Source organism: Acinetobacter sp. ANC5681 (assembly GCF_023488045.1).
In the GTDB taxonomy this organism is placed as follows: Bacteria; Pseudomonadota; Gammaproteobacteria; order Pseudomonadales; family Moraxellaceae; genus Acinetobacter.
The window spans coordinates 30046-55501 of record NZ_JAMFKZ010000008.1 but is presented as its reverse complement, the minus strand read 5'-3'; the positions used below and the strand labels follow the sequence as shown (position 1 = coordinate 55501).

The following is a 25456-nucleotide window of genomic DNA, read 5'->3' as shown; positions in this document are numbered from 1 at the left end:
TATTATGACTGAGTCTACATCTCCAGCATTTACAATGCCTAAATTACCCATGGATATTCTTACGATTCGTGAATATTTACCGCATCGTTATCCTTTTTTACTTGTTGATAGAGTTACAGAAATAACTGAGAATAGTATTGTCGGCTATAAAAATGTCTCTATTAATGAAGAGTTTTTGCAAGGTCATTTCCCGACATACCCGATTATGCCGGGTGTGTTGATTATTGAAGCGCTTGCCCAGGTCTCAGGAATATTAGGCTTTGTATTGACAAATCAAAAGCCAAAAGAAGGATCATTGTTCTTATTTGCTGGCGCAGAAAAAGTAAGATTTAAGAAACAAGTTGTTGCTGGTGACCAGCTTATCTTAAAATCTGAACTTGTGATGCAAAAACGTGGCATTTACAAGTACAATTGCAAGGCTAGTGTCGACGGTATTGTCGCTGCAACAGCCGAGATCATGATTTCCCACCAAAAAATTGAGCAGACATGAGTAGTCAAAACCTAATTCACCCAACCGCAATTATTGACCCATCTGCAGAAATTGCATCTGATGTACAAATTGGACCGTATTGTATTGTTGGTCCAAATGTAACGATTGATGCTGGGACTAAATTACGTTCACATGTGGTAATTGGCGGTTTTACGAAAATTGGAAAAAATAATGATATTTTTCAGTTTTCGAGTGTCGGTGAAATTTGCCAAGATTTAAAGTATCAAGGTGAAGAGACATGGCTAGAGATTGGGGATAATAACTTTATTCGTGAACATTGTACTTTGCATAGAGGTACGGTTCAGGATAACGCAATAACAAAAATTGGCAGTCATAACTTATTCATGGTGAATACCCATATTGCGCATGACTGTGTAATTGGTGATCACAATATTTTTGCCAATAATGTAGGCGTTGCAGGTCATGTCCATGTCGGCAATCATGTTATTGTAGGCGGTAATGCGGGTATTCATCAGTTCTGTCGTATTGATTCATATAGCATGATTGGTGGAGCAGCTTTAATTCTTAAGGACGTTCCTGCTTACGTGATGGCATCTGGTAATCCTGCACATGCATATGGTATGAATATTGAAGGCATGCGACGCAAAGGTTGGACTCGAGACACGATTCAGGGTTTAAGAGAAGCATATAAGCTGATTTATAAGGCTGGTTTAACCACTGAGCAAGCGATTGAGCAGATTCGTAGCGACATACTGACAAAGACGCCTGAAGCACAATTGTTTATTGATTCACTCGAAAAGTCTACACGCGGTATTGTCCGTTAAAATTTACAGAAATAAAAAAGACACCTCGGTGTCTTTTTTATATTCTAATTTTCTGCTTCGATGAATTGCTGTCGATACTGCTTTGGTGATACTTCAAAAGTTCGTTTGAATGCTTGGCTAAAGGCTGTTTCAGAAGAATAGCCCACTTTATTTGCAATCAGATGAATGGAGTAATTACTTTTACGTAAATATTGGCTTGCTAAGCGCATACGATGTTGTTGTAGATAAGCCAAGGGAGATTCTCCGATCACCTCATGAAATAAACTTGCAAATTTTGAACGCGACATGCAGCATTGTTCTGCAAGGGTTTCAACTGTCCATGCATCTTCAGGATGGTTATGAATTGCAGCAAGGCTATTGCTGAGCTCAGGATGATTTAAAGCGCTTAGCCATCCATGTTGATTTGAGATCTGTTGAATATGATCTCTGATACATTTGATCAATAAAATATTTACAAGATGATCAATAATAATATCTCTGCCAGCCTGAATATTTTGTGTCTCTAATGCTAAAAAGTGCAAACCAATTTGTAACCATTCAGGTGCTGTATTTTCTCCATGTTGAATATGAATGATTGAGGGTAACGCTTGAATAAAAGGGCGTGCCATGATGGTGTCAATCTGACAACGAACACTTAAAATAAGATTTTTCTCTGACGAATCTGTACCGAATTCAACAGCATCATCTTTATGTCCATCAAACAATTTTGAAATATCGACTGCATTCACAAGCTTTGTGATGGAGTTATCTGCACCCGTATGTGCTGTTCCAGAAGGAATTAGGACAATTTCACCAGCATGAGCAACTAAGTTGTTTTGTGCATCAATTTGAATATAGATAGAACCGACTAAAACAATATAAACAATCAGGGCAGTTTGATCCTGACAGATAAAACTCCATTCTCCCTGAGTTTTCAAGTAGATATATTCGGTGTGATTTAAATGTATATCAGCAAATATTTTACTTAAAGCATCCATATGATTTTTAAATTATGTATTGATTGTAAATTATAGAGAGCTACCGCAAGAACACAATATGTGTTTATAGGACAAAAACAGGGGTGATGATGCCAAAGACTTTGACATAGGTTTTTTGGACGCTTGCAACTGTCATGAAATTCATAATTCATCAAAATATACATATATACAAAGACATGGATAAGATGATGAATGCACCAGTAAATGTTGAGCAAGAACTTATGCCAGTAAGCATTTCAAAATCGAAAACTGAATTGGATCGTAAACGTTATTTATGGGCAATTAGCCCAGCTTTACCTGCAATTGGAATTGGCATTTTAGCAGGTTATCAATTTGCACCTCGTCCATTCAAAAAGATTTTTGCGCTGGGTGGTCCAATCGTTCTACATATTGTGATCCCAACAATTGATACTCTTATTGGTAAAGACGCAAATAACCCAACTGATGAAGATATTAAACTACTTGAAAAAGATCCGTATTATTCACGCTTAGTGAAAAGCTTTCTTCCATTACAATATGCAGCTAATTTTTACGCATGTTATTTATCTAGCCGTAAAGAAACTTCATTTATCGATAAAATCCTATTGGGTATTTCAATGGGTGCGATCAATGGTATCGCAATCAATACTGCACATGAGCTTAGCCATAAACATGATCGTATAGATCATATTCTTTCTCATCTTGCTCTTGTACCTACAGGATATAACCATTTCCGTGTAGAACATCCGTATGGACACCATAAACGTGCTGCAACACCTGAAGATCCGGCATCTTCACAAATGGGTGAAACATTCTATGAGTTTTGGCCACGTACAGTCATTGGTTCTTTCAAATCTGCTATTGAAATTGAAACTAATCGTTTAAAACGTAAAGGTAAAGAATTCTGGTCAACTGAAAATGAATTATTGCAAGGCTGGGGAATGAGTGCTGCTTTTCATGGTTCAATGATCGGATTATTCGGTAAAGGTGTCATTCCTTATTTAGCCATTCAGGCATTCTATGGGATTGGTCTGTTCGAGATTATTAACTATATTGAACACTATGGTTTGAAACGCCAGAAAGATAAGAATGGTAAATATGAACGTACGATGCCAGAGCATAGCTGGAACAATAACAATATTGTGACTAACTTATTCTTGTATCAATTACAGCGCCACTCTGACCATCATGCTTATCCAACACGTCCATTCCAAGCACTGCGCCATTTTGATGAAGCACCAGAATTACCTAGTGGTTATGCAAGTATGCTGTTGCCTGCATTAATTCCACCACTATGGTCAAAAATGATGGATAAGCGTGTATTTGATCATTACAAGGGTGACCTGAATAAGGCCAATATCTATCCAAAACGCCGAGCAAAAATCTTTAAGAAATTTGGTGTCGTGGATCAATCTTTACAACAAGCACCAGTTGAAGCTGTAACAACTGAATAATACAAAAGCTTTCCCAAAGCAGGGCACTGATGAGTAATCGTCAGTGCCTTTTTAGTTTCTTGTATAAAAAGCTTAACCAAGTACAGATTTTGAATATTATTGCTGTATATCTATTTATAACTTAAAAATAATCTTGTAATTGATTTATGAGGCAATGATGACAAGACATTATGATTATATTGCCATTGGTGGTGGAAGTGGCGGGATTGCATCTGTAAATCGCGCTGCGATGTATGGAAAGAAATGCGCCTTGATTGAAAAGGCTGAGATTGGTGGAACCTGTGTCAATGTTGGCTGTGTACCTAAGAAAGTCATGTGGTATGCGGCGCATGTTGCAGAAACCATCCAAAAGTATGGCCCTGATTATGGCTTTAATAGCAAACTAGAATCTTTCGATTGGCAAACCTTAATTAAAAATAGACAGGCTTATATAGAACGAATTCATCTATCTTATCAAAATAGCCTAAGCAAAAATAAAGTTGATTTAATCCATGGTGCAGCTCATTTTATTGATAAAAATACTATCGAAGTCAACGGTGAAAAATTCACAGCAGATCATATCCTTATTGCAACAGGGGCAAAGCCATCATTGCCTGATATTGATGGTGTTGAATATGGCATTGATTCGAATGGTTTCTTTGAACTAACGGCTTTACCTAAAACTACTGCCGTGATTGGTTCGGGTTATATTGCAGTTGAATTGGCTGGCGTATTGAATGCTTTAGGTTCTCAGGTTGGGCTGTTTATCCGTAAGGACTTGCCTGTACGCCGTTTTGAACAGTTCATCAGTGAAACGCTGGTTGAAGTGATGCAAACGGATGGAATTACTATACATACACAAGCTGTTCCTAAAAAAATCACCAAGAATGCCGATGGCTCTGTCGTATTACATTTAGAAAGTGGCGAAACTTATACTGTCGATTGCTTGATTTGGGCAACAGGCCGTGAGCCAAATACGGCGAGCTTGAATCTGGAGAAAGCCCATGTTCAGCTTGATGAACGAGGCTATATTCAGGTGGACCAATTCCAGAATACATCCCAAACAGGAATTTATGCAGTGGGTGATATCACAGGGAAAATGGAGCTGACACCTGTCGCAGTTGCAGCAGGTCGTAAATTGTCTGAGCGATTATTCAATCATAAGCCAGATGAGCATTTAGATTACGATAATATTCCAACGGTTGTGTTTAGTCATCCACCGATTGGAACAGTAGGGATCACTGAGCAAGAAGCGATTGATAAATATGGTCAGCAAGCTGTGAAAATTTATAATTCATCATTTACTGCGATGTATAGCGCCATTACGCAACATCGTCAGCCGACCAAAATGAAGCTAGTCTGTGTGGGTGAAAATGAAAAAATTGTCGGTATTCACGGTATCGGTTTTGGCATGGATGAGATTCTGCAAGGTTTTGCGGTTGCTTTAAAAATGGGAGCGACTAAAAAAGATTTTGATAATACCGTTGCCATTCATCCAACTTCTGCGGAAGAGTTTGTGACGATGCGTTAAGTGATTCGATTTTTTTAGTTTAATTTACGATGTTATCTTAAATTAAACTGGATTTAAATAAAGTTAAAAGGTAACGCGAGTAAGTTTTCGGCAAGCCATAGCTTTTGTGGATATTGATTAATGATTGTGCCATGGGCAATGGTGAGTTCATTGTGAGGTAAATGATTACGCAAAATATCAAATGCCTGTGCCATACGTTTATTGGGATTGGCAGTCATCTTGATTTCTATGGGATATAAGGTTTGGTCATATTCAATCAGTAAATCAATTTCCTTTTGATTGGTATCTCGATAAAAGTAAACTGGTGGTTCTTTACCTTGATTATAAAATGATTTAATAATTTCACTCACCACAAAGCTTTCAAAGAATTGCCCATTTTTTGCCCCTAGTTGAATGGTTTCAGGGGTTAACCACTTGGTTAGCCATGCCATCAACCCAGTATCTAACATATAGATTTTGGGAGTCTTAATGGCACGTTTAAGATGATTATTGCTATAGGGCTGAAGTAAATAAACAATCCCTGAGGTTTGTAAAATGGTTACCCAACGTTTTACCGTATCGACTGAAATCCCGACATCTTGAGCCACACTGCTATAGTTAAGCAACTCACCACTTCGTGCAGCAATTGCAACCATGAACCGCGTGAAATCAGTAATATTACTGATATGGGTCAGTTGACGTACATCTCGTTCAATGTAGGTGGAAACGTAAGAAGCATAATAAATGTCCCAATCTGTTTCCTGTTCATACAGCCGTGGCAAGTAACCTTGATGAATGGTTTTCCATACATCAACTTCCTGTAAATGGGGTTCACGTTGTTGGATGTAATCTAGACTTGGAACAAAAGCTTGATCAAATGTAATCTTTTGGATTTCTCGTAATGATAAACCTGATAATTTTAAAATTGCAATCCGTCCTGCCAAGGACTCACTGACGTTATGCATCAGTTCAAATGCTTGTGAACCAGAGAGTAGAAACATACCATTTTGTTTCTGTTTATCGATTGCGAGTTTTAATAGAGAGAATAATTCAGGGGCATATTGCACTTCATCCAAAATCACATTATTTGGATAATTGAGTAAAAAGAGATTAGGTTCTTGCTTGGCTTGGTCGAGTAATAAGGGATCATCGAAACTGACATAACGATACTCATGTGCTGTATGCTGCAAAAGTGTAGATTTCCCTACTTGTCTTGGACCAGTAATCAATACAGCAGGGAACTGCCGCATGAGTTTGGTAAGCGTATTTTGTAAATGACGGGGGATATACATAGGAAATCTAGTTTAATTTACGATTAAACCTAATATTAAACTAGATTTTAACGTGTGTCTTCGCTTTTTGTGAATATGAATAATTAGAAAAGACTCGAAAGCCTTTTCTAACTGAATGCCTTTATAGATTTAGACTACTTCAATTCACTCGAAGATTTACCCAATTCACGACGAGCAATAATGAGCTGTTGAATCTGTTGTGTACCTTCAAAAATATCAAGGATTTTTGAGTCACGTGCCCATTTTTCTAATAACTCATCTTCACCATAGCCGATACTTGCCGCAAGCTCGACACATTTTAGGGTGATTTCATTACCAACACGTCCAGCTTTGGCTTTGGCAATCGAAGCTTCTTTAGAGTTGGGCTTTTTATTGTCAGTCATCCATGTGGCTTTAATCATAAGTAGACGAGCAGCTTCCCACTCAGCTTCCATACGGTAAATCTGTGCGGCTAAATTGGAGGTTTGTAAATATGGTGTTTTGTATTCAGCATCTAACTGGTCTTTGAAAATTTCCTTGATACGCTCCAATGAAGCTTTGGCACAACCAATTGCCATTGCTGCAACAAGTGGACGAGTGTTATCAAAAGTTTCCATAACACCAGCAAAACCTTTAGCAACATCAATTTCTGGATTACCCAATAAATTTGCAGCAGGTACACGACAGTCCGTAAAGCTAATCACCGCCGTATCTGAGGCTTTAATCCCGAGCTTGTGTTCCAGACGTTCAACTTTCATACCTACTGTACCTTTAGGTACAACGAAAGATTTAATCGCAGCACGACCCAGCTTTTTATCTAGGGTTGCCCAAACTACAACTGAGTCAGCACGTTCACCAGAAGTGACAAAGATTTTTTCACCATTTAAGATGTAATCATCACCATCTTTGGTTGCTGTTGTACGAATAGCCGCGGAGTCTGAACCACAACCAGGTTCAGTAATCGCCATAGCAGCCCAAGTTCCTTTGAAACGTTCAAGTTGTTCATCATTCGCAACTGCTGCAATGGCAGAGTTGCCTAAGCCTTGACGTGGCATACTGAGCAGTAAGCCTGTATCACCATAACACATTTCAATAATACCAAGTGCCGCAGACATGTTACCGCCATTCACAATGGCATCTGGGTTCGCTGTCCCTCGTTTACTCGCATTGGCAGCACCCACACCTTCGCCACTTTCATTCATACCATCCAATAGGGCAGCGAGCATATCGAGTTCTTTTGGATAGGCATGTTCAGCTTTATCATATTTGCGTGAGATTGGACGCAAAACATTGATTGCAGTTTCATGCGCCTGATCAACCAACATTTTAAATTTTTTCGGATTTTGTAAGTTCATTCTTCTTCTCCAAAATTACGCATGTAAGCCAGAATGTAAGATAGCGGTTGCGCGTAGATCACGATACCAACGTTCAACAGGATGCTCTTTAGTAAAACCATGACCACCTAAGATTTGAACACCATCTGTACCGATTTTCATTGATTTTTCGGCACAAAGTAATCGTGCCAGATAGGCTTCACGATGGAAGGGTTTACCCGTTTCAGCCAAGCTTGCCGCATTTAAAACCAACATACGCATAGCATCAATTTCAATGGCCATATCCGCAATCATGAAAGCAACACTTTGACGATGCGAGATGGGTTCGCCAAAAGCAGTACGTTCATTGGCATATTTAATACAGTAAGCTTTGATTGCTTCTCCTGTACCAATCGCCATGGCGCACCACATTAAGTTTCCAAGGTCGACAAATGCAGTGTAATCAAAATCAGCATCGCCTAAGCGTAAAGCTGGTGTTTGATTGAAGTGAAGTGTTGCTGTTTCAGTTGCTTTTAATCCCATTGCTGGATTAGCTTTGATTGCAATCGTTTCATTTGACTGTACAACAAAAATGTCAGATTGACCGTTAAACTCGGCACTGACAAGGAATACATCCGCAGTACCGCCTAGAATAACTAAGGTTTTTTCACCTGTAATGTAGAATTGACCGTTTGCTTCAGTTGCAGTTGTTTTTAACTGATATGGATTAAATGCAGGAGTCGCTTCTTGAAATGCAAATGTTGCGGTAACGTCATTATCCTCAGCAAACACAGGCAAATACATCGATTGAACTTGTGTTGAACCCCAACGGGTAATTGCATTAATAACGCTAAATGTGCTGAGCAGACTTGCTGTTAAACTGAAATCACCTTTAGCTAAACTTTCTGCGATTAGTATATTACTGACAATATTTTGTTCTGCTGCCACACCACCTAATGCTTCAGGTAACGCATAGTAGTTCAAATCTAAGTCGACCAAATGTTGCCAAAGTTGTTCTGGGAATTGTGCTTGATGATCAGCGTCATGCGCTAAAGCATATAAAACTTCTTCAGCGAATTGAGACATTGCATCAACCGTCATTTGCTGTTCTTCAGTCAGGCTGAGATCAAACAAATTTTTATTAACTTGATTCGGGAGGCGTTGCTTATCAATTGCTTGTGGTTTAAAAGCTTTTTGTGTTTTATTCAGTACTTTAAAACCTGTTTTTGATCCTTGATATAATGATTTCTCTACAAATTTTCTTAATTTGAGTTGATCTAATACTTCGCTTCCTGCGATTTTAGTGATCAAAGATAGCCCAAAGCCTTGAGCTTTATTCATCATATTCGACATGATTTTATCCTAGAGGATGGTTGTAAAATTATGCTGACATGGCCCTAGTAAAAAAACTATGTCTTGTTTGACGTGCTCAATTAAGAAAGATAAAGGGTAAAATGATTCGTATATAGATTTTATATTATTGTTTTTAAATGAATAAAAAAAATATCAGAAAAATAAATTTTAAAAAAAATGACCAAACTGACAAATCAGATTGGTCAAAATGACTTTAGATATAGTGCTTATGCAAACTGACGAATCATTTTTCGTACATTGGTCTTTGCTTCGATCACGGTCATAAACGTATATGCACCAATAAACTTACGGCTAATAAACATAAATTCTTTTGGTGGAACCGAGAAATAGCGCGATGCCATAGACTGTGCTGCCTGTTGCATGACACGACTATGGAGTTGGCTTTTTTTCCAATCGTAGCGATCTTGCTCATCCATTACACCTGCAGGCATGTCAGGATTGTTAGCTGGACAGCTAAATGCTTCTGTGGCGATAAGGAACACATCTGCCATACCAGGTTTTATACTTTCTGGCATTGCATCAAAGAACTCGTAGCCTGTCATCGCTTTAACCATTTCATCTTTGTTATGGTTATAACCAGCATGGATCAGGTTACGTGCGACAGTGAGCAAATTCTCATCGAACTGACGAATTGCACCAAAGTCGAGGAGAACGATTTTGTCCTTTACATCATCGCCGTTACCCAAACGAACAAGATAATTACCGAAGTTCGGATCAGTTTGCATTTCGCCCCATTCAAATAGCTCACGTACTGCAATTTCCAAAGAAGCTTCGCCTAATTGGTTACGACGTTCTTGGGGGAGGGAGAGCATGACAGGGCTATTTACAGGCACACCACGTTCAAAGGTCATGCACAACACTTTTTTAGCGCAAAATTCATCGACAATTTCAGGAACGATATAACGAGGATCATCTTTCAGGCGTGCAGCAAAGCGGCGAGTTGTCGCGGCTTCGATGTCATAGTCGACTTCTCGATGCATCATTTCACGAACTTCATCAAACCACTGATCAAATTCACGAGTTTGTGGCACCATACGTGTGAGTTTAAGCATGTTCTTAAAGAGATTCATATCAGAATCAATTGCTTCCGCTACACCAGGGTATTGAATTTTAAGAACCAGTTCTAAACCATCTGATTTACGTGTCGCACGATGAACTTGAGCAAGTGAGGCTGTACCGATTGGTTCATGATCAATCGTGAGTTCATCTAATTTTGAACCTAACTGTTCTTGCAAATGCGCTTTGATTGCAGGCCAAGCTAGTGCGACAGTTTGATTGTTCAGTGTATTTAATGCTTGTGTAATTTCTTCAGGTAAGAAATGTTCGCCGTATAAAGCCATCATTTGACCAATCTTTACAATTGATCCTTTTAGTTTTCCTATTTCAGAAACTAAATAATGAGCTTGTTCAGCCATGGCTTTTTTACGCTTTTTCTCTTTTTCTTCTTCACTAGAAAAAATTGAAGTAGCGCTAGCAGTCGCCCAACGTGTTCCAGCGAGTAAAGAGGCTTTTGCAATAGATAAGCGACGATCTACAGAGGAGGTTTTTAGATTCTTAAGCTTATCGTTCTGATCTGACATGAAAGAAAAATCCTATGCTGAAATCGGAGGGTTGAAAGCCGAGACTTAAATTGTAGCGGATATTACAGCTTTTGAACGTATTAAAATAGTTCAATCTCTTGAATTATCAGTTTAAATTTGTGAATTAGGTCAATAAATTAGAATAGCCTAAGTAAAATTTAACTTTCAAATTTGGCTTTCGTATACAGATGTCCTAAATCCTAAACTGAATTTTTAGATTAGATTTTCTCATTAAAGCAGCACGATTAGTATGAATATGAGCAATCAACATACGCTTTACATGACTATGATGAAAGCCTAAAGCATGAGCTTTCACAATAATGATACTGGGTAATGTAAAGAAAAAATACTTGGTGTCGTCTAAAGTTGCATTTTTAAAAATACCTTCTTCAATCAAAGTATTCCGAAGAAAAATTTTCTCTTCTTGCACAGTAGGAGATGACTCATCATCCCAATAATTGTGACGCATTGCCATCAAATTATTATGTTTATAACTCATCGTTGCTTGAGCTCATTCTGTTTACTATTAGCAAATATATGTGGTTAATTGAGTGTTTATCAAGAATAGATTTATCTCAAAAATAGCCTAAGTAAATTTAATCCTTAATTTTTAAATGCTACACTTATACTACTTCAATCACTAAAGCAAAGAACTGAAAAAAAATGACTCCAGCTTGTAAGTTATTAGAAAAAAATAAAATAGCATTCACAATTCATGAATATGAACATGATGTAAATGCAAAAAGTTTTGGCTTAGAAGCCGCAGAAAAACTCAATCTAAATGTAGATGAAGTATTCAAAACGCTAATGGTCACCGATGAAAAAAATTATTTCATCGCAGTTTTGCCAGTGAATTATCAATTAAATTTAAAAAAAGTTGCATCAGCAGTAGGGTGTAAGAAGTTACAAATGGCCAATCCAAAAGATGCTGAACGTTTAACTGGTTATTTAGTAGGTGGAATTAGTCCTCTAGGGCAGAAAAAACGACTCAAAACTGTAATAGATGAAACAGCGAAATCATTAAATAAGATCTATGTAAGTGGTGGAAAAAGGGGGTTGGACATTGGTCTTAACCCAATTGATCTAGCTAAGTTACTGGAAGCTACATTTTCAGATGTTTTAGATTGTTAATATATTTAAAAGGGCTTTAAAACATAAAGTCCTTTTTATTTGATTTATAAAAACAATAAAAGAATGAATCATAATTAAAATATTTAATAATGAGAATCATTATCTTTTGTATTTTTCTTGATCTAAATTAATTTTTCACCATAAAAAACAAAGTATTAATTTCAAAAGGCTAATTTTTTTTGTAATTGCTATTATTAACGATAATGATTATCATTCAATAGATCTTATCTACAGTGAATAACATTGTAATAAGGTTTGTTTAGAGCTCAAAACATTCGAAAAAAATTAACTCTCTCTTTATAAGAGGATACCGACAGATGCAATCACTTGCCAATCGGTTGGCGATACAACACTTCGTCAACGCATATACGCAAGAAACTGGCAAAGGTCACTTGCTTAATAAAAATCAGCAAAGTCCGCAACAACAAGGGTTTAGCCAAGGTTTGACGCTGTTATCAATCCCAATACATTCTATTCAAGCACAATGTAATTTTCCTTTATCTTATGTCAGTCGAGTCGGGCGACATCGTTTAGCAGATCTTCCACAAATTATTATCCATGGACAAATCAGATCATTTAGTCCTGTTGCAATCGTTGGGTTATTGCTTGAAGAACTGGTTTTTGAATCGTCTATTCCATTAGATGCTGCATCTTTAGTAGAGAAGTGGATTCAAAGTCGTGATGCGCTACAACAGTTTTTAGCACACCGTGAAGCTGATTTTGATAATTTGGTCAAAGCAGGTCAGAGTTTCATTGAAACTGAGCAGGCACTCATACTGGGGCATAGCATGCACCCAGCGCCGAAAAGTAGAACAGGTTTTGTACATGAAGATTGGCTAAAGTTTTCACCTGAACACAAAGGCAAGACACAACTTCATTATTGGCTAGTGCACCAAGATTACATTGCGGAAGGTAGTGCGACTGATGAACCTATTTCAGCGCAATTAAAAACGGCATTACAGTGGTATTTGTCTGAAAATGATCTCAATCTAGTTAAAACCCATAGCGAATATAAATTACTCCCATTACATCCTTGGCAAGCCCGTTATTTACAAAGTAAGCCTTGGTTTGAACGTTTAAAACAAACGGGGCAGTTAATTGATGTAGGCTTACGAGGCTGGCAATTTTCTCCAACCACTTCAATTCGAACACTGGCGAGTTTTAATGCACCGTGGATGGTGAAGCCATCTCTTTCTGTGATGATTACCAATTCTATTCGAGTGAATTTAGCCAAAGAATGTCATCGAGGTGAATTGACACATCGTCTTTGGCACAGTGAGTTTGGTCAGAATATTCTAAAAAAATGTCCAAGTTTAAAGGCAGTCAATGACCCAGCTTGGATCGCCTTGAAAATTGATGATGAAGTGATTAATGAAAGTATCTGCATTTTTAGAGATCAGCCTTTCCATCCTCAACAGCAAGTCACTTGTATTGCATCCTTGTGTCAGGATCATCCAAGCAAATCTTTAAATCGTTTTAACGCATTATTTGCCAAGATTTCAAAAGCTCATCCTGAGAGGGGTTTTTCAGAGATTACTTTAGATTGGTTTACTCGTTTCCTCGAGGTCAGTTTGCAACCCTTGATGTATCTATATCATCGTTTTGGTATGGCATTTGAGTCACATCAACAAAATGTATTATTGGAACTCGAAAATCATTTCCCAAAAACTTTATGGCTACGTGATAACCAAGGTTTTTATTATATTGAAGAGTTTGCGACTGAAATTCTACAAGCGCTACCTGAACTGAAAGAAAAAGCCTTTGCGGTAGGTCCGAAAGATTTTGTTGATGAACGTTTTAGTTATTATTTCTTCGGCAATACTTTGTTTGGGATTATTAATGCCATCGGTGCGACAGGCTATATCACTGAAGATGAATTGTTAGCGCATTTAACTGAATTTTTAGAAGAACAATTACAACAATATCCTGATAGCACCTTATTGCAAGGATTACTGTTCAATTCAACTCTGCCTTATAAGGGTAACTTGCTGACACGTTTGCATGAGTTAGACGAATTGATCGCGCCTGTCGAAAATCAGTCTGTTTACGTGCAACTGCCAAATCCACTGCGTATTTCACAGAAGGATGTCAGTTATGCTTGATTTTATTGGAATTGGTCTAGGACCTTTTAATTTAAGTCTTGCTAGTTTGCTACAAAACAAAAGCTCACTCAACTACGTGTTTTTTGAGCAAAAGGCACAATTTGATTGGCATGCAGGTATGCAACTACCTAATACGGTATTGCAAGTACCGTTTATGGCTGATTTGGTCTCAATGGTTGATCCAACCAGTCCATTTAGCTTTTTAAATTATCTGCGTCATCAGCAACGTTTGTATAAGTTTTACTTTCTAGAGCAGCCACATATTCCGCGTTGTGAATACAACCACTATTGCCAATGGGTTGCAGAACAACTTGATTGTATTGAATACCAATCTCGTGTCTTGAGGATTGAACCTCAAAATATTGGTTTTAAAGTAGTCGTTGAATCAAATGGTGTTCAGCAAAGTTATTTATGCCGTCATTTAGTGATTGGAAGTGGTAATGTGCCATATTTGCCTGAATGTTTGGCAAAGATTCAAAAAGTCCGTCCGCAACAATGTCTGCATTCAGCACAGTATATGACGCATGCAGATACAGATTTACATGGCGATGTTGTTGTACTAGGTTCGGGGCAATCCGCAGCTGAGGTGTTTATCGACTTGTTTGACGAACAGCAAGACACTGACAATCATCAGTTTGATTTGCATTGGTTTACTCGTTCTCAAGGTTTCTTCCCAATGGAGTATGCACCATTAGGTTTAGAACATTTTAGTCCTGATTATGCTCAACATTTTTATGATTTGACTGCGCAGCAGAAGGAACAGCAGTTAAAGCAACAAGCCTTGTTATACAAGGGGATTAGTGCAAAAACCATTCGGGAAATTTATCAAAGACTTTATCACCGTAGCATTGCAGGTCAAAGCATACAGACACATTTACATAGTCAATGTGATTTGAAAGATGCAGAAGTCTTAGATATGCAAAAAATCCGACTGCATTTCGAACATCGTGCTACAGCTCAGTCTTTTCATCTCGACTGTGATTTTCTTGTAGCCGCAACGGGTTATTTCACACCTGATTTTGGTTTTATGCAATTGCTTAAGCCATACATCGAATTTGATCATAAACAGCGTTGGCAGATTACAGAAGACTATCGCGTTGTACATAGGTTGAATGGCCATATCTTTGTTCAAAATCAAGAAATGCATAGTCATGGTGTCGGCACGCCTGATTTAGGTCTTGGTGCTTATCGTGCAGCAACGATCATTAATCAACTGCTTGCTGAACCTCTTTATGAATTAGGCAATCAAGCGCAAACCTTCCAACACTTTAATCTCTCTCAAAATCCAAAAATTTGTATGGCAGACGACAAAGCACAATCAAAGGAGTGCGTTTGTGAAAATTCTGCCAATAAAAACCATTCAATTTTCAAGAAAACAGAACAGAACGTGATGACGGCGCATCCTAATCGTCGTGGTGCAAACACACGTACACAAACTGCTTCTGTACATTCAACTTATGAGAAACTGATATGAACTTTGCAACTTTAAAAATTAATCAGCAGCAATGGCGTGCCGCAGGGCAACGTCTTATTGAAATGGCGATTGCAGAGTTTCTATATGAAGAAATTATTGAAGTTAAAGCATTGTCAGCAGGACGTTATCAGTTAGATTTAGGCAATCGTCAGTATGAGTTTCAAGGAAATCAATATCTACTCGGACACTGGAATATTCAGGAAGCTTCGGTACGTGATGTGACTCATAGTCAGGAAAATGATCAACCTGCTTGGAACTTACATGAGTTTATTGTCGCAATGTCTGACAAGGCAAATGTAAAGCCATTCACCAAAGCATATTTGATTAAGGAAATGAATAATACATGGTTGGCAGAAGCGCATCTATTCAATGAAGCGCGTTTACCAAGCACAGCAGTGCTGACTGAACCACACTATAAAGTTGAAGGCATGCTACGTGGTCACCCTTGGCTGATTATGAGCAAGGGCCGTATGGGCTTTGGTTATGATGATTATTTAAGTGCTGCACCAGAACTTTCTCCTGAAGTTAAAGTGTTGTGGTTAGCTGTACATCGTGATTTAGCAGAGTATCGAAGTACTGAAGATTGGAGTGCATGTGGTTTATATCAACATGAATTTGATGCCAATGAACTACAGCAATTCATCAATATTCTCCAAGAAAAAAATCTAGACCCTCAAAATTATTTTTTGATTCCCGTACATGCATGGCAATGGCACCAATGGCTCGTGCCAACTTATGCCAATGAAATTGTCGACCAAAAAATTATTGAGCTGAACATTAGCCAAGACAGCTATGTACCAATGCAGTCTATTCGGACATTATGCAACACATCAAACCTACAACGTCATTACATTAAACTGCCAGTCAGTATCTTTAATACCGCTGTCTATCGTGGATTGCCGTCTAAGCGTAACCTTGCAGCGCCAGCAGTAACTGCATGGTTAAAGCAAATTCATCAGCAAGATCAAGACTTACAGAATACAGGTGTGATTTTCTTAGGTGAGGTTGCAACTTTAACCATTCACCAGCCATGTTTTGACCGCATTGACGGCGCACCATATCAATTTAAAGAACTATTCGGTTGCTTATGGCGTGAAAGTGTCGATCGCTATGTTGATCAATCTCAACAAGTGCTTTCTCAGGCAGCACTTTTGCATCGAGATATTTCAGGTCAATCGATTCTAAGTGTACTGATTCAAGCGTCTGGTTTGAGTCCTTTGGCATGGTTAGCACAATTTGCCCAAATCTGCCTCAGTCCGTTACTGCTTTGCCTGTATCGCTATGGCTTGGCTTTTTCACCGCATGGTGAAAACACCATGTTGGTACATGAAAATGGTGTGCCAAAAGCCTTGGTATTAAAAGACTTCATTGATGACATCAATTTAGTGGATGAAGATTTCCCTGAATTGGCTCAATTCCCATCTGAAGGCGGTTTGTTATTACGTCATGAAGCAACAGATTTAAGTCATTTTATTTTCACTGGGCTGTTCATGGTGCATTACCGTTATATCTGTAATGTGTTCTTACAAGATTATCCAGAATATTCAGAACTTGATTTTTGGCAGACCATTTCCAACACCATTGTTGCGTTTAACCAACAGCATCCAGAACTGGCTGAACGAGCTGAAAAATTTGCGATGCTGCGCCCAACTTACACCAAAATTTGTTTAAACCGTGTTCGTTTATTTACCACCAGTTATAACGATGAAGCAGAGCGTCCAGTACCGGTATTCCTTGATCCAATCCCGAACCCCGTCAGTCCTGAAACATTGGCTGAATGGTCGATTCAGCAAACTGAATCGAAAGCGGGTTAAGCCTTCTTCTAAATTTTATAAAGGTTCGATATGAAAACAATTTCTCAGCAATTACCTGACTACTTTGAATACCACGAAGATGGAACACAGTATTACTTACGTCAAGTGCAATATCCCCAAGATATTCCTTTGTTACATAAGTGGATGCATGAGCCACATGTAATTCCGCAGTGGCAATTGAATAAGTCGGAACTGGATTTACAGGTTTACTTCGACAAGATGCTGGCAGATGACCATCACCGTTTATTAATCGTCGGAATTGATGGCAAAGATGTGGGCTATACCGAAATTTATGAAGGTAAACGTGATCGTTTAGGTCGTTATTACGAAGGTGATGCCAATGATCTCGGTTGGCATTTGCTATTTGGTGATAAATCTGTGTTTGGTAAGGGCTTTTTACGTCCAACCATTCGTTTGCTCAGCTTCTATATTTTTGAACATTCACAAGCGAAAAAAATTGTGGGTGAGCCAGATCATACCGTTAAACCTTATGCAGCAGTGGTGGCAGAGCTTTGTTATGAAAGCCAACGTTTAATACCGATGCCTGAAAAAACAGCGATGTTGTACTACTGCTTTAGAGAAACTTTCTATAACAAGTTTGGGGAATATTACCAAACATCACAACAACAGCTAGCAGATCAGCCAGCCAAATTCCTGAGTGTTACATGAGCTTATATATCAATGAAATGCATATCTTAGACATGCGCTTTGCGGCGAATGTCTCTGTTGCAGAATTTGAACAATGGTTAGCACGGATTCAGCACTATTTCGAACATCAGCGAAATTTTGTGTTGATCATGCAAACCGATGCAAATACAGAATTTCCGGAGGAATATAGAGCAATCCAAGGCAAGTGGTATAAACAATATAAACAAGATTTTTACCAATATTGCTTGGGTTTTGCTCGTATTGCTCAAGATGAAGAAGATCGTATTCGATTGGATACACCAGCTCTGCACAAAGCTTGGCATGTTCCATATTTTGTGAGCGTAGATAAAGCTGAAGCCACACAATGGGCTTTGCAGAGGTATTTATGAATCAAAATTCATTAAATATTCAGAAAGTCTCAGCCTTGAGCCTGAGTGTCGTGGTGGTTTTATATCTCGCGCATGCCTTACCACTATATTTTTATAACGTCGCATTACCTGCGATTCTGCGCCATCAAGGTGTAGATTTACGATGGATTGGCATGTTGTCGCTACTTTATATTCCTTGGGCATTCAAATTCTTTTGGGCGCCTTTAATTGATCGTTTCTACTTAAAAAAACTAGGAAAGCGTAAGACTTGGTTGCTATTTACACAAATTGCACTGGTGCTAGGTGTTGTTGCTTTGGCATTAACACAGTTTGATTATGGCCTCGGTGTATTTGTCATTGTTGGTTTATGGATTTCAACTTTTGCAGCAACTCAAGATATTGCCATTGATGGCTATACCGTCGAAACCTTTTCAGAGTCTGAATATCGCTTAGGAAGCATGGCACAAAGCATCGGCGTTGCGCTCGGTAGTATGGTGGGTGGAGCAGCAACTTTATGGCTTTACCAGCTTTATGGCTGGCAAACTGCATTGATTTCCTTAGCCGCTATGACGGCACTGACCATGTTGGCTATTTTCCAAATTAAAGAAAAATCAAGTACAGAGAAAATCTCAAAACAGCCGCCAAGTTTGATCCGTGCATTTAAACGTCCAGAAATGTTATGGGCTTTAGCTTTGATCGTGTGTTATCGCTTCGTTGAAGCACCTGCAATGGCAATGCTGAATCCGATGCTAATTGATCAAAAGTGGTCTTTGGCAGAGATTGGAGTGTTGATGTCTGTGATCGGTGCGGGTATTGGATTATTAGCCGCTGTTTCAGCTGCATTTTTATTAAAAAAAATAGCCGCAACACAATTACTGATCTGGGCAGGCTGGGCACGTACTTTGATTTATGCCTTGTTGGGTGCAGCTGTTCTACTCAGTTGGTTTGATCAATGGCACAGATTACTTGGTGTATTCGTAGTTGTCATTCTTGCAATTCGTTATATCGCGATGACGGCGTTATATGCACATTTCATGCAGACCAGCTCTAAAGATCAAGCAGGAACGGATTTTACGATTTTGGTCTGTTTTGAATTATTGGTTTATTTCATTGGTGGTGCGATGTCAGGTTTCTTAGCTAAAGCGTTTGGCTATGGAAATTTTTATTTAATTCTCGCAGTTTCATCTGTTTTAAGCGTGTTGCTTAGTCAACTGCTTATTCGCAAAGCAAAACAAACGCAACAACTCATCTAGGGGTTATTTATGAAAGTTCGTTCACTTTCGACATCATTAACACTGCTCAGCTTGACGATCAGTACGCAACTTTATGCTCAAAATGTCGAGCAGACTTCAACCGTAAATCAAAGTGCAACGGTTGAGGCTGAGAAGCCAACTCAACTGGCACCAATTGTTATGACAGCAACTCGCTCAGCACAAAGTATCGCTGAGATTGCGGGAACTGTTTACAGTATTAGCCAAGAAGATATTGCCAAACAAGCTGCTGCTGGGAAAAGTACCGCCGATATTTTAGGTTTGTTAGTTCCATCTTTAACTCCAAGTTCAGGTACGACCAGTAACTATGGGATGACCATGCGTGGTCGTACTGTGCAATATATGATTGATGGTGTTCCTCAAACAGGATCACGTGATAGTTCACGTCAGCTAAATAGTATTAGCCCAGACATGATTGAACGAGTTGAAGTTGTATCTGGTGCAAGCAGTATCTATGGTGCTGGTGCTACTGGGGGGATTATCAACATTATCACCAAAAGAGGTTCGGGTGATGGTGTAAATTTTGAAACCAAACTCGGTATAACTTCAGGTGATAATTTCAAAAGTGATGCTTTAGCTTATGAAGCGTTTCAGTCTGCATCATTTAACCAAGGGGATGGGAGTGGTTTTATAGGTGCTAGCTATACACAACGCGGTGAAATTCAAGATAGTCACGGTGATCGTGTAGGTCCAGAAGTTGCACAAACAGATCGTCAAGATACTGAAACTGTAGATGTGAATGGTCGTTTAAACTGGCAGTTGGCAGATAAGCAAAAATTAAGTATCGGTGCGCAATACTATAATGATGAGCAGGACAGTGAATATGGCGCTGATTATGGTCCAGGCTTATCTGTTTTACTTCGAGGCGCAAAACCTAGTCAAAAAGCGGTGAAAGGTTTAGAGCTTGATACTCAACCACGTACTAAGCGCAGTGCAGTAAATGCACAATATGAAAATCAGGATTTTCTTGGTCAGACTTTAAATGCAGAGGCCTATTATCGTACTGAAAAAGGGCGATTCTTCCCAAGTGCAAATGCTTTAGCACATGCATCCATTCCAGGTGGAAGAACATTTATTGTTACCCAATCAGAAACAGATATTGATGTTTTTGGTGCTCGTTTAGCACTTCAAAGTAAGCTCAATCTGGCAGAACGTGCATTAAATCTAACTTATGGTGTGGATTACGATAAGGAAAATGGCAAACAAACAGCACAACTTTATGATCTAAATACTTTTATCAGTAGTAATGGTCTAAAGTTTAAGCCTTTAAATAATTATGCTTTTGGTCCAGATGTAGATACTGAGAAGCTTGGTTTCTTCTTACAGAGTCAATTTGAAGTCACTGATCACTTAAACCTACAAGCAGGCGTGCGCCATGAACGAATTGATAGCCAAGTGCAGGATTCTGTTCCTTATTCTGAAGCGATGGTTGCAGACTTCGTCTCAGGATATAGTCCTAAAACTTTAAATGGTGGTTCGGTCAAGCATGATGCAACTTTATTTAACTTAGGCGCAGTTTATCATTTAACAGATGCTCAACAAGTCTTTGCCAATTTCTCTCAAGGTGCAAACTTACCAGACGTACAACGTATGCTCAGAGACGTTCCAGCAAACTTTGTTGTAAGCAATCAAACCATTGATCCAATTAAAGTGAATAGTTTTGAGCTAGGTTGGCGTCTACAAGACAATGCGTTAACCACAGGGCTTACGGCGTTCTATAACAAGTCGGATAAATCTTTGAAATTTGGTCCACCAAACTTTGCAATCGAAGTGATTGATACCGATGAACGTGTTTATGGCCTAGAAGGCAATGTGAAGTATGCGGTGACTGATGCATGGAATGTCGGTGGTACTTTAGCTTATACACGTGGTCAATTTAAAAATACAAATGGAAAATGGCAAGAGTTAGATGCGATTCGTGTAGCACCCTTAAAAGGTACCGTATATTCAGATTGGCAATTTAATGATGGTCTAGGTTTACGCGTTCAAACTCTGGCTGTTGGGGGTACGGATAAAGCGTGTAAAGATGCAATTAAGTATGGAAGCCGTCCACCAGCAGAAATTAAAGGTTTTGCAGTGATGGATGTGATTGCCAATGCGAAAGCCGGTCCGGGTACATTAGGATTTGGTGTTTATAATGTTTGGAATACTGATTATAAGTCTGTATTTAGTCAAGCAGCTGAAGCTGTATATTCTCCTATCTCTAGCCTGCCTGCACAAGGCCGTACTTATGGTTTGAGCTATACCCTCAAATACTAATCTAATCAAAAAGGCATCTGTTTAGATGCCTTTTCTGTTGATGATTTTCATGATGAACAATAATTTAAATTTTTTAGCACTGGCTGCTTTGATCAATGGAACATGTTTTTCCATGATTCTCCCTTTACTTGCTCCATTGACACGACAATTACATTTATCTGAATTCCAAGGTGGTGTGATTGTTTCAGCAGGGGCAATCTGTATGGCAATTGCCTCGATCTGGATTGCAAAAAGGAAAAGTCAGCTATCTCCCAACCAACTCGTCATTTATGGCTTTTGGGGAATGACCTTTACTTGGGCTATTTTTACCTTGATTCTGTATTTTGGAACACAAGCGATTTTACCCATGTTATTGATTTTTATCTTACTGGTATTGAGTCGTGCTTCTACAGGCATTTTTATGGCTTTGCCACAAATTGGTCTGCAAAGCTATGTAATGACACATGCAAGTGAAGCCGCTGATCGTAGCAAGCAAATCGCTATGTTTGGTGCGATGAATAGTTTTGGGATGATTATCGGCCCGTTTGCAACCTCAGTTTTATTGTTTGGTGGTTTGCTTTTCCCGATGTGGATTGCTGTGGTTTTACTTTGCTTAGTCAGTATTGCACTCGGCATCCTGTTTAATAAAAGTCCGCAAGTTCAGGCTGAGTCATTCAATCCGCAACAAGATAAAGAAAATGCACGAGCGAATGAGCCAATTCTGAAGCAAAGTCTGATTTGGTTAACTCTAGGTTTTGTCACTTATGTTGCAATTGTGACTTTAAATATGACGGCAGGTTTTTATATTCAGGATAAGTTTTATCTCAGTAGCCAACAGAGTGCAGTTTATTTTTCTCAATGCATGTTGGTTGTCGGGGTCTGTTTGGTGCTAACCCAGCTTTTAATCGTGAAAGTGTTTAAACTCAAATTAAATAGTTTGGTGATTATTGGTTTAGTCACCATGTGTTTTGGTCTATTACTTTCACTCTACGCACCTACAATTTTTGTGTTTCAGGCAAGTTATATTTTTTATGGTATTTCTGTGGCGTGCTTATTACCTGCATTTACCACAGGCGCTGCTCAAGCCGTATCTCAGCAATCACAGGTTAAAATGGCAAGTTTTTGTACTGCGACACAGGCATTGGGTTTAATTGTTGGCCCCTTACTCAGTACATTCCTGTACCGTTTTAATACCCATTTCCCATTCTATTTATTACTGTTCTTAACCCTATCGATTGGTCTTTATTTTAGTTGGATATTGATTCGAAAAGAGGGTGAAACTGCATTGCTACTTGATGAATAAAAGGAATTTTGACTAAAAATGACTCATCTTTTTCCTCATAATGCAAGTATTCCGACTGTTTCAGTCATATATTGCTGTTATGAGTCGTCTTTATGTTTATTTTTTAATCAGATTTATTTCATTTGTTTACTATTTGAATTTTAAGCCTATTTTTTAGTTACTCTATAAAAATTATAACAAAACAGAGGAGTAACAATGCTGATTTTTCATGATTATCCTGTTCAGGGGGCAATTTTTGATATTGATGGAACAATGTTTGATACCGAGCGTTTACGCTTCCAGACATTGAAACAGGCATCAAAAGAGCTGATTGGACAGGAATTTTCAGATGAATATTTGATGCAGTGTCTCGGCTTAAGTGCCAAAGCATCGGAGCAACTGGCACAAAAGTTTTATGGTACAGATGTTCCTTATACTGCCATTCGCAAACGTGCAGATGAGGTGGAATTGGAGTCTGTACGTAAAAATGGTGTGCCGATTAAAAAAGGTTTGGTTCAAGTTTTAGAACGTTTAAGAAAGTCGGGGTTAAAAATGGCAGTTGCGACCTCAAGTCGTCGAGCAATTGCAGAAGAATATCTAATTAATGCCAATCTCTATAAATTTTTTGATTTGTTGGTTTGTGGGGATGAAGTTGAAAAAGGTAAACCGCATCCAGAAATCTTTTTAAAAGCCGCACAGAAACTCAATCTACAACCGCAACAATGTTTAATGTTTGAAGACTCGGAGAATGGTATTTGTTCAGCCTATGATGCAGGCGGAATCACGATTTTATTTAAAGACATTAAAGAACCCAATGATCACATGCTCTCTAAAGCAAATTTTTACTATCAGGACATGTATGAGTGCCTGAATGCTTTGGATCAATATATCCCTGAAATGGGTATGCCACAATTACAAGAATTATTTCCGCAAAGTGTCAATCAATTGACTGTTGGGATTCATGGCTTTGGTGCTATTGGTGGGGGATATGTGGCACAGATTTTGTCCTATTGGGATGGTTACACACGCCCAAAACGCATTCTGGCATCAACTCGAAATCGCTTATATTTAGAATCAGTGAACAGTTTTGGTAGCTATAGTATTCGATATGGTCAGTCTTGTTATGATGAGCGTATTGATAATCTCACTGTGATTGATGCTGACAATGAACAGCAGATGTTAGAGATGTATATGCAATCTAGCCTGATTGCACTGTGTTTACCAGAACAAGCGATTGAATCCGAGGCGAAAACGATTGCGAAGGGACTATTCGCCCGTTTTATGTCAGCTGATGCAGACAACAATGAGCCGATTACCTTTTTGATTATTCTCAATAAAGTGTGCGCAAAGTATTTGGTCTTAAAACATATCCGTGAAGCCTTACTTTCCATGACGGATGAAGATATTGCAGAACATATTTTAAGTGAACATTATTTTTGCGATACCGTGGTCAATCGAATGGTGTCAAAACTGACGGATCAGGCCTTATATCGTCAGCTCAATATCAAGCACAATTTATTTAAACAATATCAAAATGATTTCAATCCAGAAACGATTGAACTTTCAGAGGAAACCGCTCTGACTGAAAAGCAAGAACAGCAGATCACTTACTGTTTAGAAGACATGCGTGGGCAATTCCAAACAGGGCAATTCCTACAAAATATGGATTTGATCCTATTCCATAGTGAAATGGATATGCCGATTTACGTGGAAAATCGCAGTCCATTGTTGAGCAAAATGCGTCAAATGATTTTAGTTGATCAGATTTCTGAGATTCAAATCATTAAAAATCGGCTATGGAATGGCTGTCATGCCATGTTGGCGTGGTATGCCAGTGCACTTGGACATGAAACCATTGGTATCGCTATGGCTGATCCAAAAATCATGAAATATGCAGAGCAGGTGGTCAACGAAGTTAAATTGGGTTTGGCCAATATGATTCCCAACCAAGCCAAAGAACTGGATCGGATGGCGGAAAGTTTTCTGCATTCTTGCCGAGCCGCCTATAAAGATCCATGTGAGCGTGTAGCTCGTGATCCGCTTAGAAAACTCAATCTGAATGAGCGTGTTTTAGGCAGTTTAGAATCTCATGTGCAGCAACAACTTCCTTACCAGAAGTTAATGCAAGGTGCAATTTATGGCTATGCCTATGCGCTGAAAATGCTTGAGCTGGACGAGATTAAGATTGTAAAGCATGTCCAGAGCAATATCGAACATATGGACATTACTGAAAATCAGAAGAAAGCCTTATTAAACCAGCTCTATCAAGGGATTCAGACAGAGCTCAAGGACGAAGTATTCATGTCACAACAATCTGAGGAATTGAAACCTCTAACCGCTTAGGCATTAGTGATTATAGTGTAAAGCAGCTTAACTTCGATCTAGGTTTATGTTTGAATAACACAACTTTAAACAG

Annotated in this window: 20 protein-coding genes; 14 read left to right on the top strand and 6 right to left on the bottom strand. The window is 38.7% G+C overall.

The annotated features are described in order from the left end of the window. Positions 1 to 4: 4 nt before the first annotated feature. On the top strand, positions 5 to 490 hold the full coding sequence (gene fabZ, locus M5121_RS06910) for a 3-hydroxyacyl-ACP dehydratase FabZ (RefSeq protein WP_249570724.1): 486 nt from the start codon (positions 5 to 7) through the stop codon (positions 488 to 490). After that, entirely contained in the window at positions 487 to 1275 is a 789-nt protein-coding gene (lpxA, locus tag M5121_RS06905) for an acyl-ACP--UDP-N-acetylglucosamine O-acyltransferase (protein WP_046739600.1), read from the top strand. Before fabZ ends, lpxA begins: the two co-directional genes overlap by 4 nt. 44 nt (positions 1276 to 1319) lie before the next feature. On the opposite strand, the gene M5121_RS06900 is transcribed toward lpxA, so the two are convergent. Continuing rightward, positions 1320 to 2252, bottom strand: coding sequence for an AraC family transcriptional regulator (locus M5121_RS06900; RefSeq protein WP_283772269.1), 933 nt, complete (start codon positions 2250 to 2252; stop codon positions 1320 to 1322). Positions 2253 to 2440: 188 nt separating this feature from the next. On the opposite strand from M5121_RS06900, the gene M5121_RS06895 reads away from it, so the two are divergent. Continuing rightward, positions 2441 to 3685, top strand: a complete 1245-nt coding sequence (locus M5121_RS06895) for an alkane 1-monooxygenase (protein ID WP_249570722.1) — start codon at positions 2441 to 2443, stop codon at positions 3683 to 3685. Positions 3686 to 3842: 157 nt separating this feature from the next. Beyond that, entirely contained in the window at positions 3843 to 5195 is a 1353-nt protein-coding gene (gorA, locus tag M5121_RS06890) for a glutathione-disulfide reductase (RefSeq protein ID WP_249570721.1), read from the top strand. A 53-nt stretch (positions 5196 to 5248) separates the two neighbouring features. Here the strand turns inward: gorA and M5121_RS06885 are convergent, their stop codons facing one another. The 5 genes from M5121_RS06885 to M5121_RS06865 all read right to left on the bottom strand — a co-directional run bounded on the left by M5121_RS06885 (position 5249) and on the right by M5121_RS06865 (position 11211). Then, positions 5249 to 6466, bottom strand: coding sequence for an ATP-binding protein (locus tag M5121_RS06885; RefSeq protein WP_249570720.1), 1218 nt, complete (start codon positions 6464 to 6466; stop codon positions 5249 to 5251). A 134-nt stretch (positions 6467 to 6600) separates the two neighbouring features. Continuing rightward, positions 6601 to 7800, bottom strand: a complete 1200-nt coding sequence (locus M5121_RS06880; RefSeq protein ID WP_249570719.1) for an acyl-CoA dehydrogenase family protein — start codon at positions 7798 to 7800, stop codon at positions 6601 to 6603. Positions 7801 to 7815: 15 nt separating this feature from the next. Continuing rightward, positions 7816 to 9102, bottom strand: coding sequence for an acyl-CoA dehydrogenase family protein (locus M5121_RS06875; protein WP_249570760.1), 1287 nt, complete (start codon positions 9100 to 9102; stop codon positions 7816 to 7818). Between the two features lie 236 nt (positions 9103 to 9338). Continuing rightward, positions 9339 to 10712: an ABC1 kinase family protein gene (locus M5121_RS06870; protein ID WP_249570718.1), complete on the bottom strand. Its 1374-nt coding sequence runs from the start codon at positions 10710 to 10712 to the stop codon at positions 9339 to 9341. A 193-nt stretch (positions 10713 to 10905) separates the two neighbouring features. Continuing rightward, a complete protein-coding gene (locus M5121_RS06865; protein ID WP_249570717.1) occupies positions 10906 to 11211 on the bottom strand; it encodes a hypothetical protein in 306 nt (101 codons plus the stop codon). Positions 11212 to 11375: 164 nt separating this feature from the next. On the opposite strand from M5121_RS06865, the gene ybaK reads away from it, so the two are divergent. The 10 genes from ybaK to mtlD all read left to right on the top strand — a co-directional run bounded on the left by ybaK (position 11376) and on the right by mtlD (position 25383). Beyond that, positions 11376 to 11843 (top strand): Cys-tRNA(Pro) deacylase, encoded by a 468-nt coding sequence (gene ybaK / locus M5121_RS06860; RefSeq protein WP_005216055.1) that lies wholly within the window; start codon positions 11376 to 11378, stop codon positions 11841 to 11843. A gap of 317 nt (positions 11844 to 12160) precedes the next feature. Beyond that, positions 12161 to 13945 (top strand): IucA/IucC family protein, encoded by a 1785-nt coding sequence (locus tag M5121_RS06855; RefSeq protein WP_249570716.1) that lies wholly within the window; start codon positions 12161 to 12163, stop codon positions 13943 to 13945. Then, on the top strand, positions 13938 to 15419 hold the full coding sequence (acbB, locus tag M5121_RS06850) for an acinetoferrin biosynthesis monooxygenase AcbB (protein WP_249570715.1): 1482 nt from the start codon (positions 13938 to 13940) through the stop codon (positions 15417 to 15419). Before M5121_RS06855 ends, acbB begins: the two co-directional genes overlap by 8 nt. Continuing rightward, positions 15416 to 17233, top strand: a complete 1818-nt coding sequence (gene acbC, locus M5121_RS06845) for an acinetoferrin biosynthesis protein AcbC (RefSeq protein WP_087548020.1) — start codon at positions 15416 to 15418, stop codon at positions 17231 to 17233. Before acbB ends, acbC begins: the two co-directional genes overlap by 4 nt. Positions 17234 to 17263: 30 nt before the next feature. After that, complete coding sequence (acbD, locus tag M5121_RS06840; protein ID WP_087548021.1) at positions 17264 to 17902, top strand: acinetoferrin biosynthesis acetyltransferase AcbD; 639 nt, start codon at positions 17264 to 17266, stop codon at positions 17900 to 17902. After that, positions 17899 to 18270 (top strand): protein ActB, encoded by a 372-nt coding sequence (actB, locus tag M5121_RS06835; RefSeq protein WP_004281762.1) that lies wholly within the window; start codon positions 17899 to 17901, stop codon positions 18268 to 18270. Before acbD ends, actB begins: the two co-directional genes overlap by 4 nt. Beyond that, positions 18267 to 19502, top strand: coding sequence for a putative ferric acinetoferrin MFS transporter permease subunit ActC (gene actC, locus M5121_RS06830; RefSeq protein ID WP_249570714.1), 1236 nt, complete (start codon positions 18267 to 18269; stop codon positions 19500 to 19502). Before actB ends, actC begins: the two co-directional genes overlap by 4 nt. A 9-nt stretch (positions 19503 to 19511) precedes the next feature. Continuing rightward, on the top strand, positions 19512 to 21779 hold the full coding sequence (locus M5121_RS06825) for a TonB-dependent receptor (RefSeq protein ID WP_249570713.1): 2268 nt from the start codon (positions 19512 to 19514) through the stop codon (positions 21777 to 21779). Positions 21780 to 21804: 25 nt separating this feature from the next. Beyond that, positions 21805 to 23061, top strand: coding sequence for an MFS transporter (locus tag M5121_RS06820; RefSeq protein WP_249570712.1), 1257 nt, complete (start codon positions 21805 to 21807; stop codon positions 23059 to 23061). Positions 23062 to 23256: 195 nt separating this feature from the next. Further along, entirely contained in the window at positions 23257 to 25383 is a 2127-nt protein-coding gene (gene mtlD, locus M5121_RS06815) for a bifunctional mannitol-1-phosphate dehydrogenase/phosphatase (RefSeq protein ID WP_249570711.1), read from the top strand. Positions 25384 to 25456: the final 73 nt, after the last annotated feature.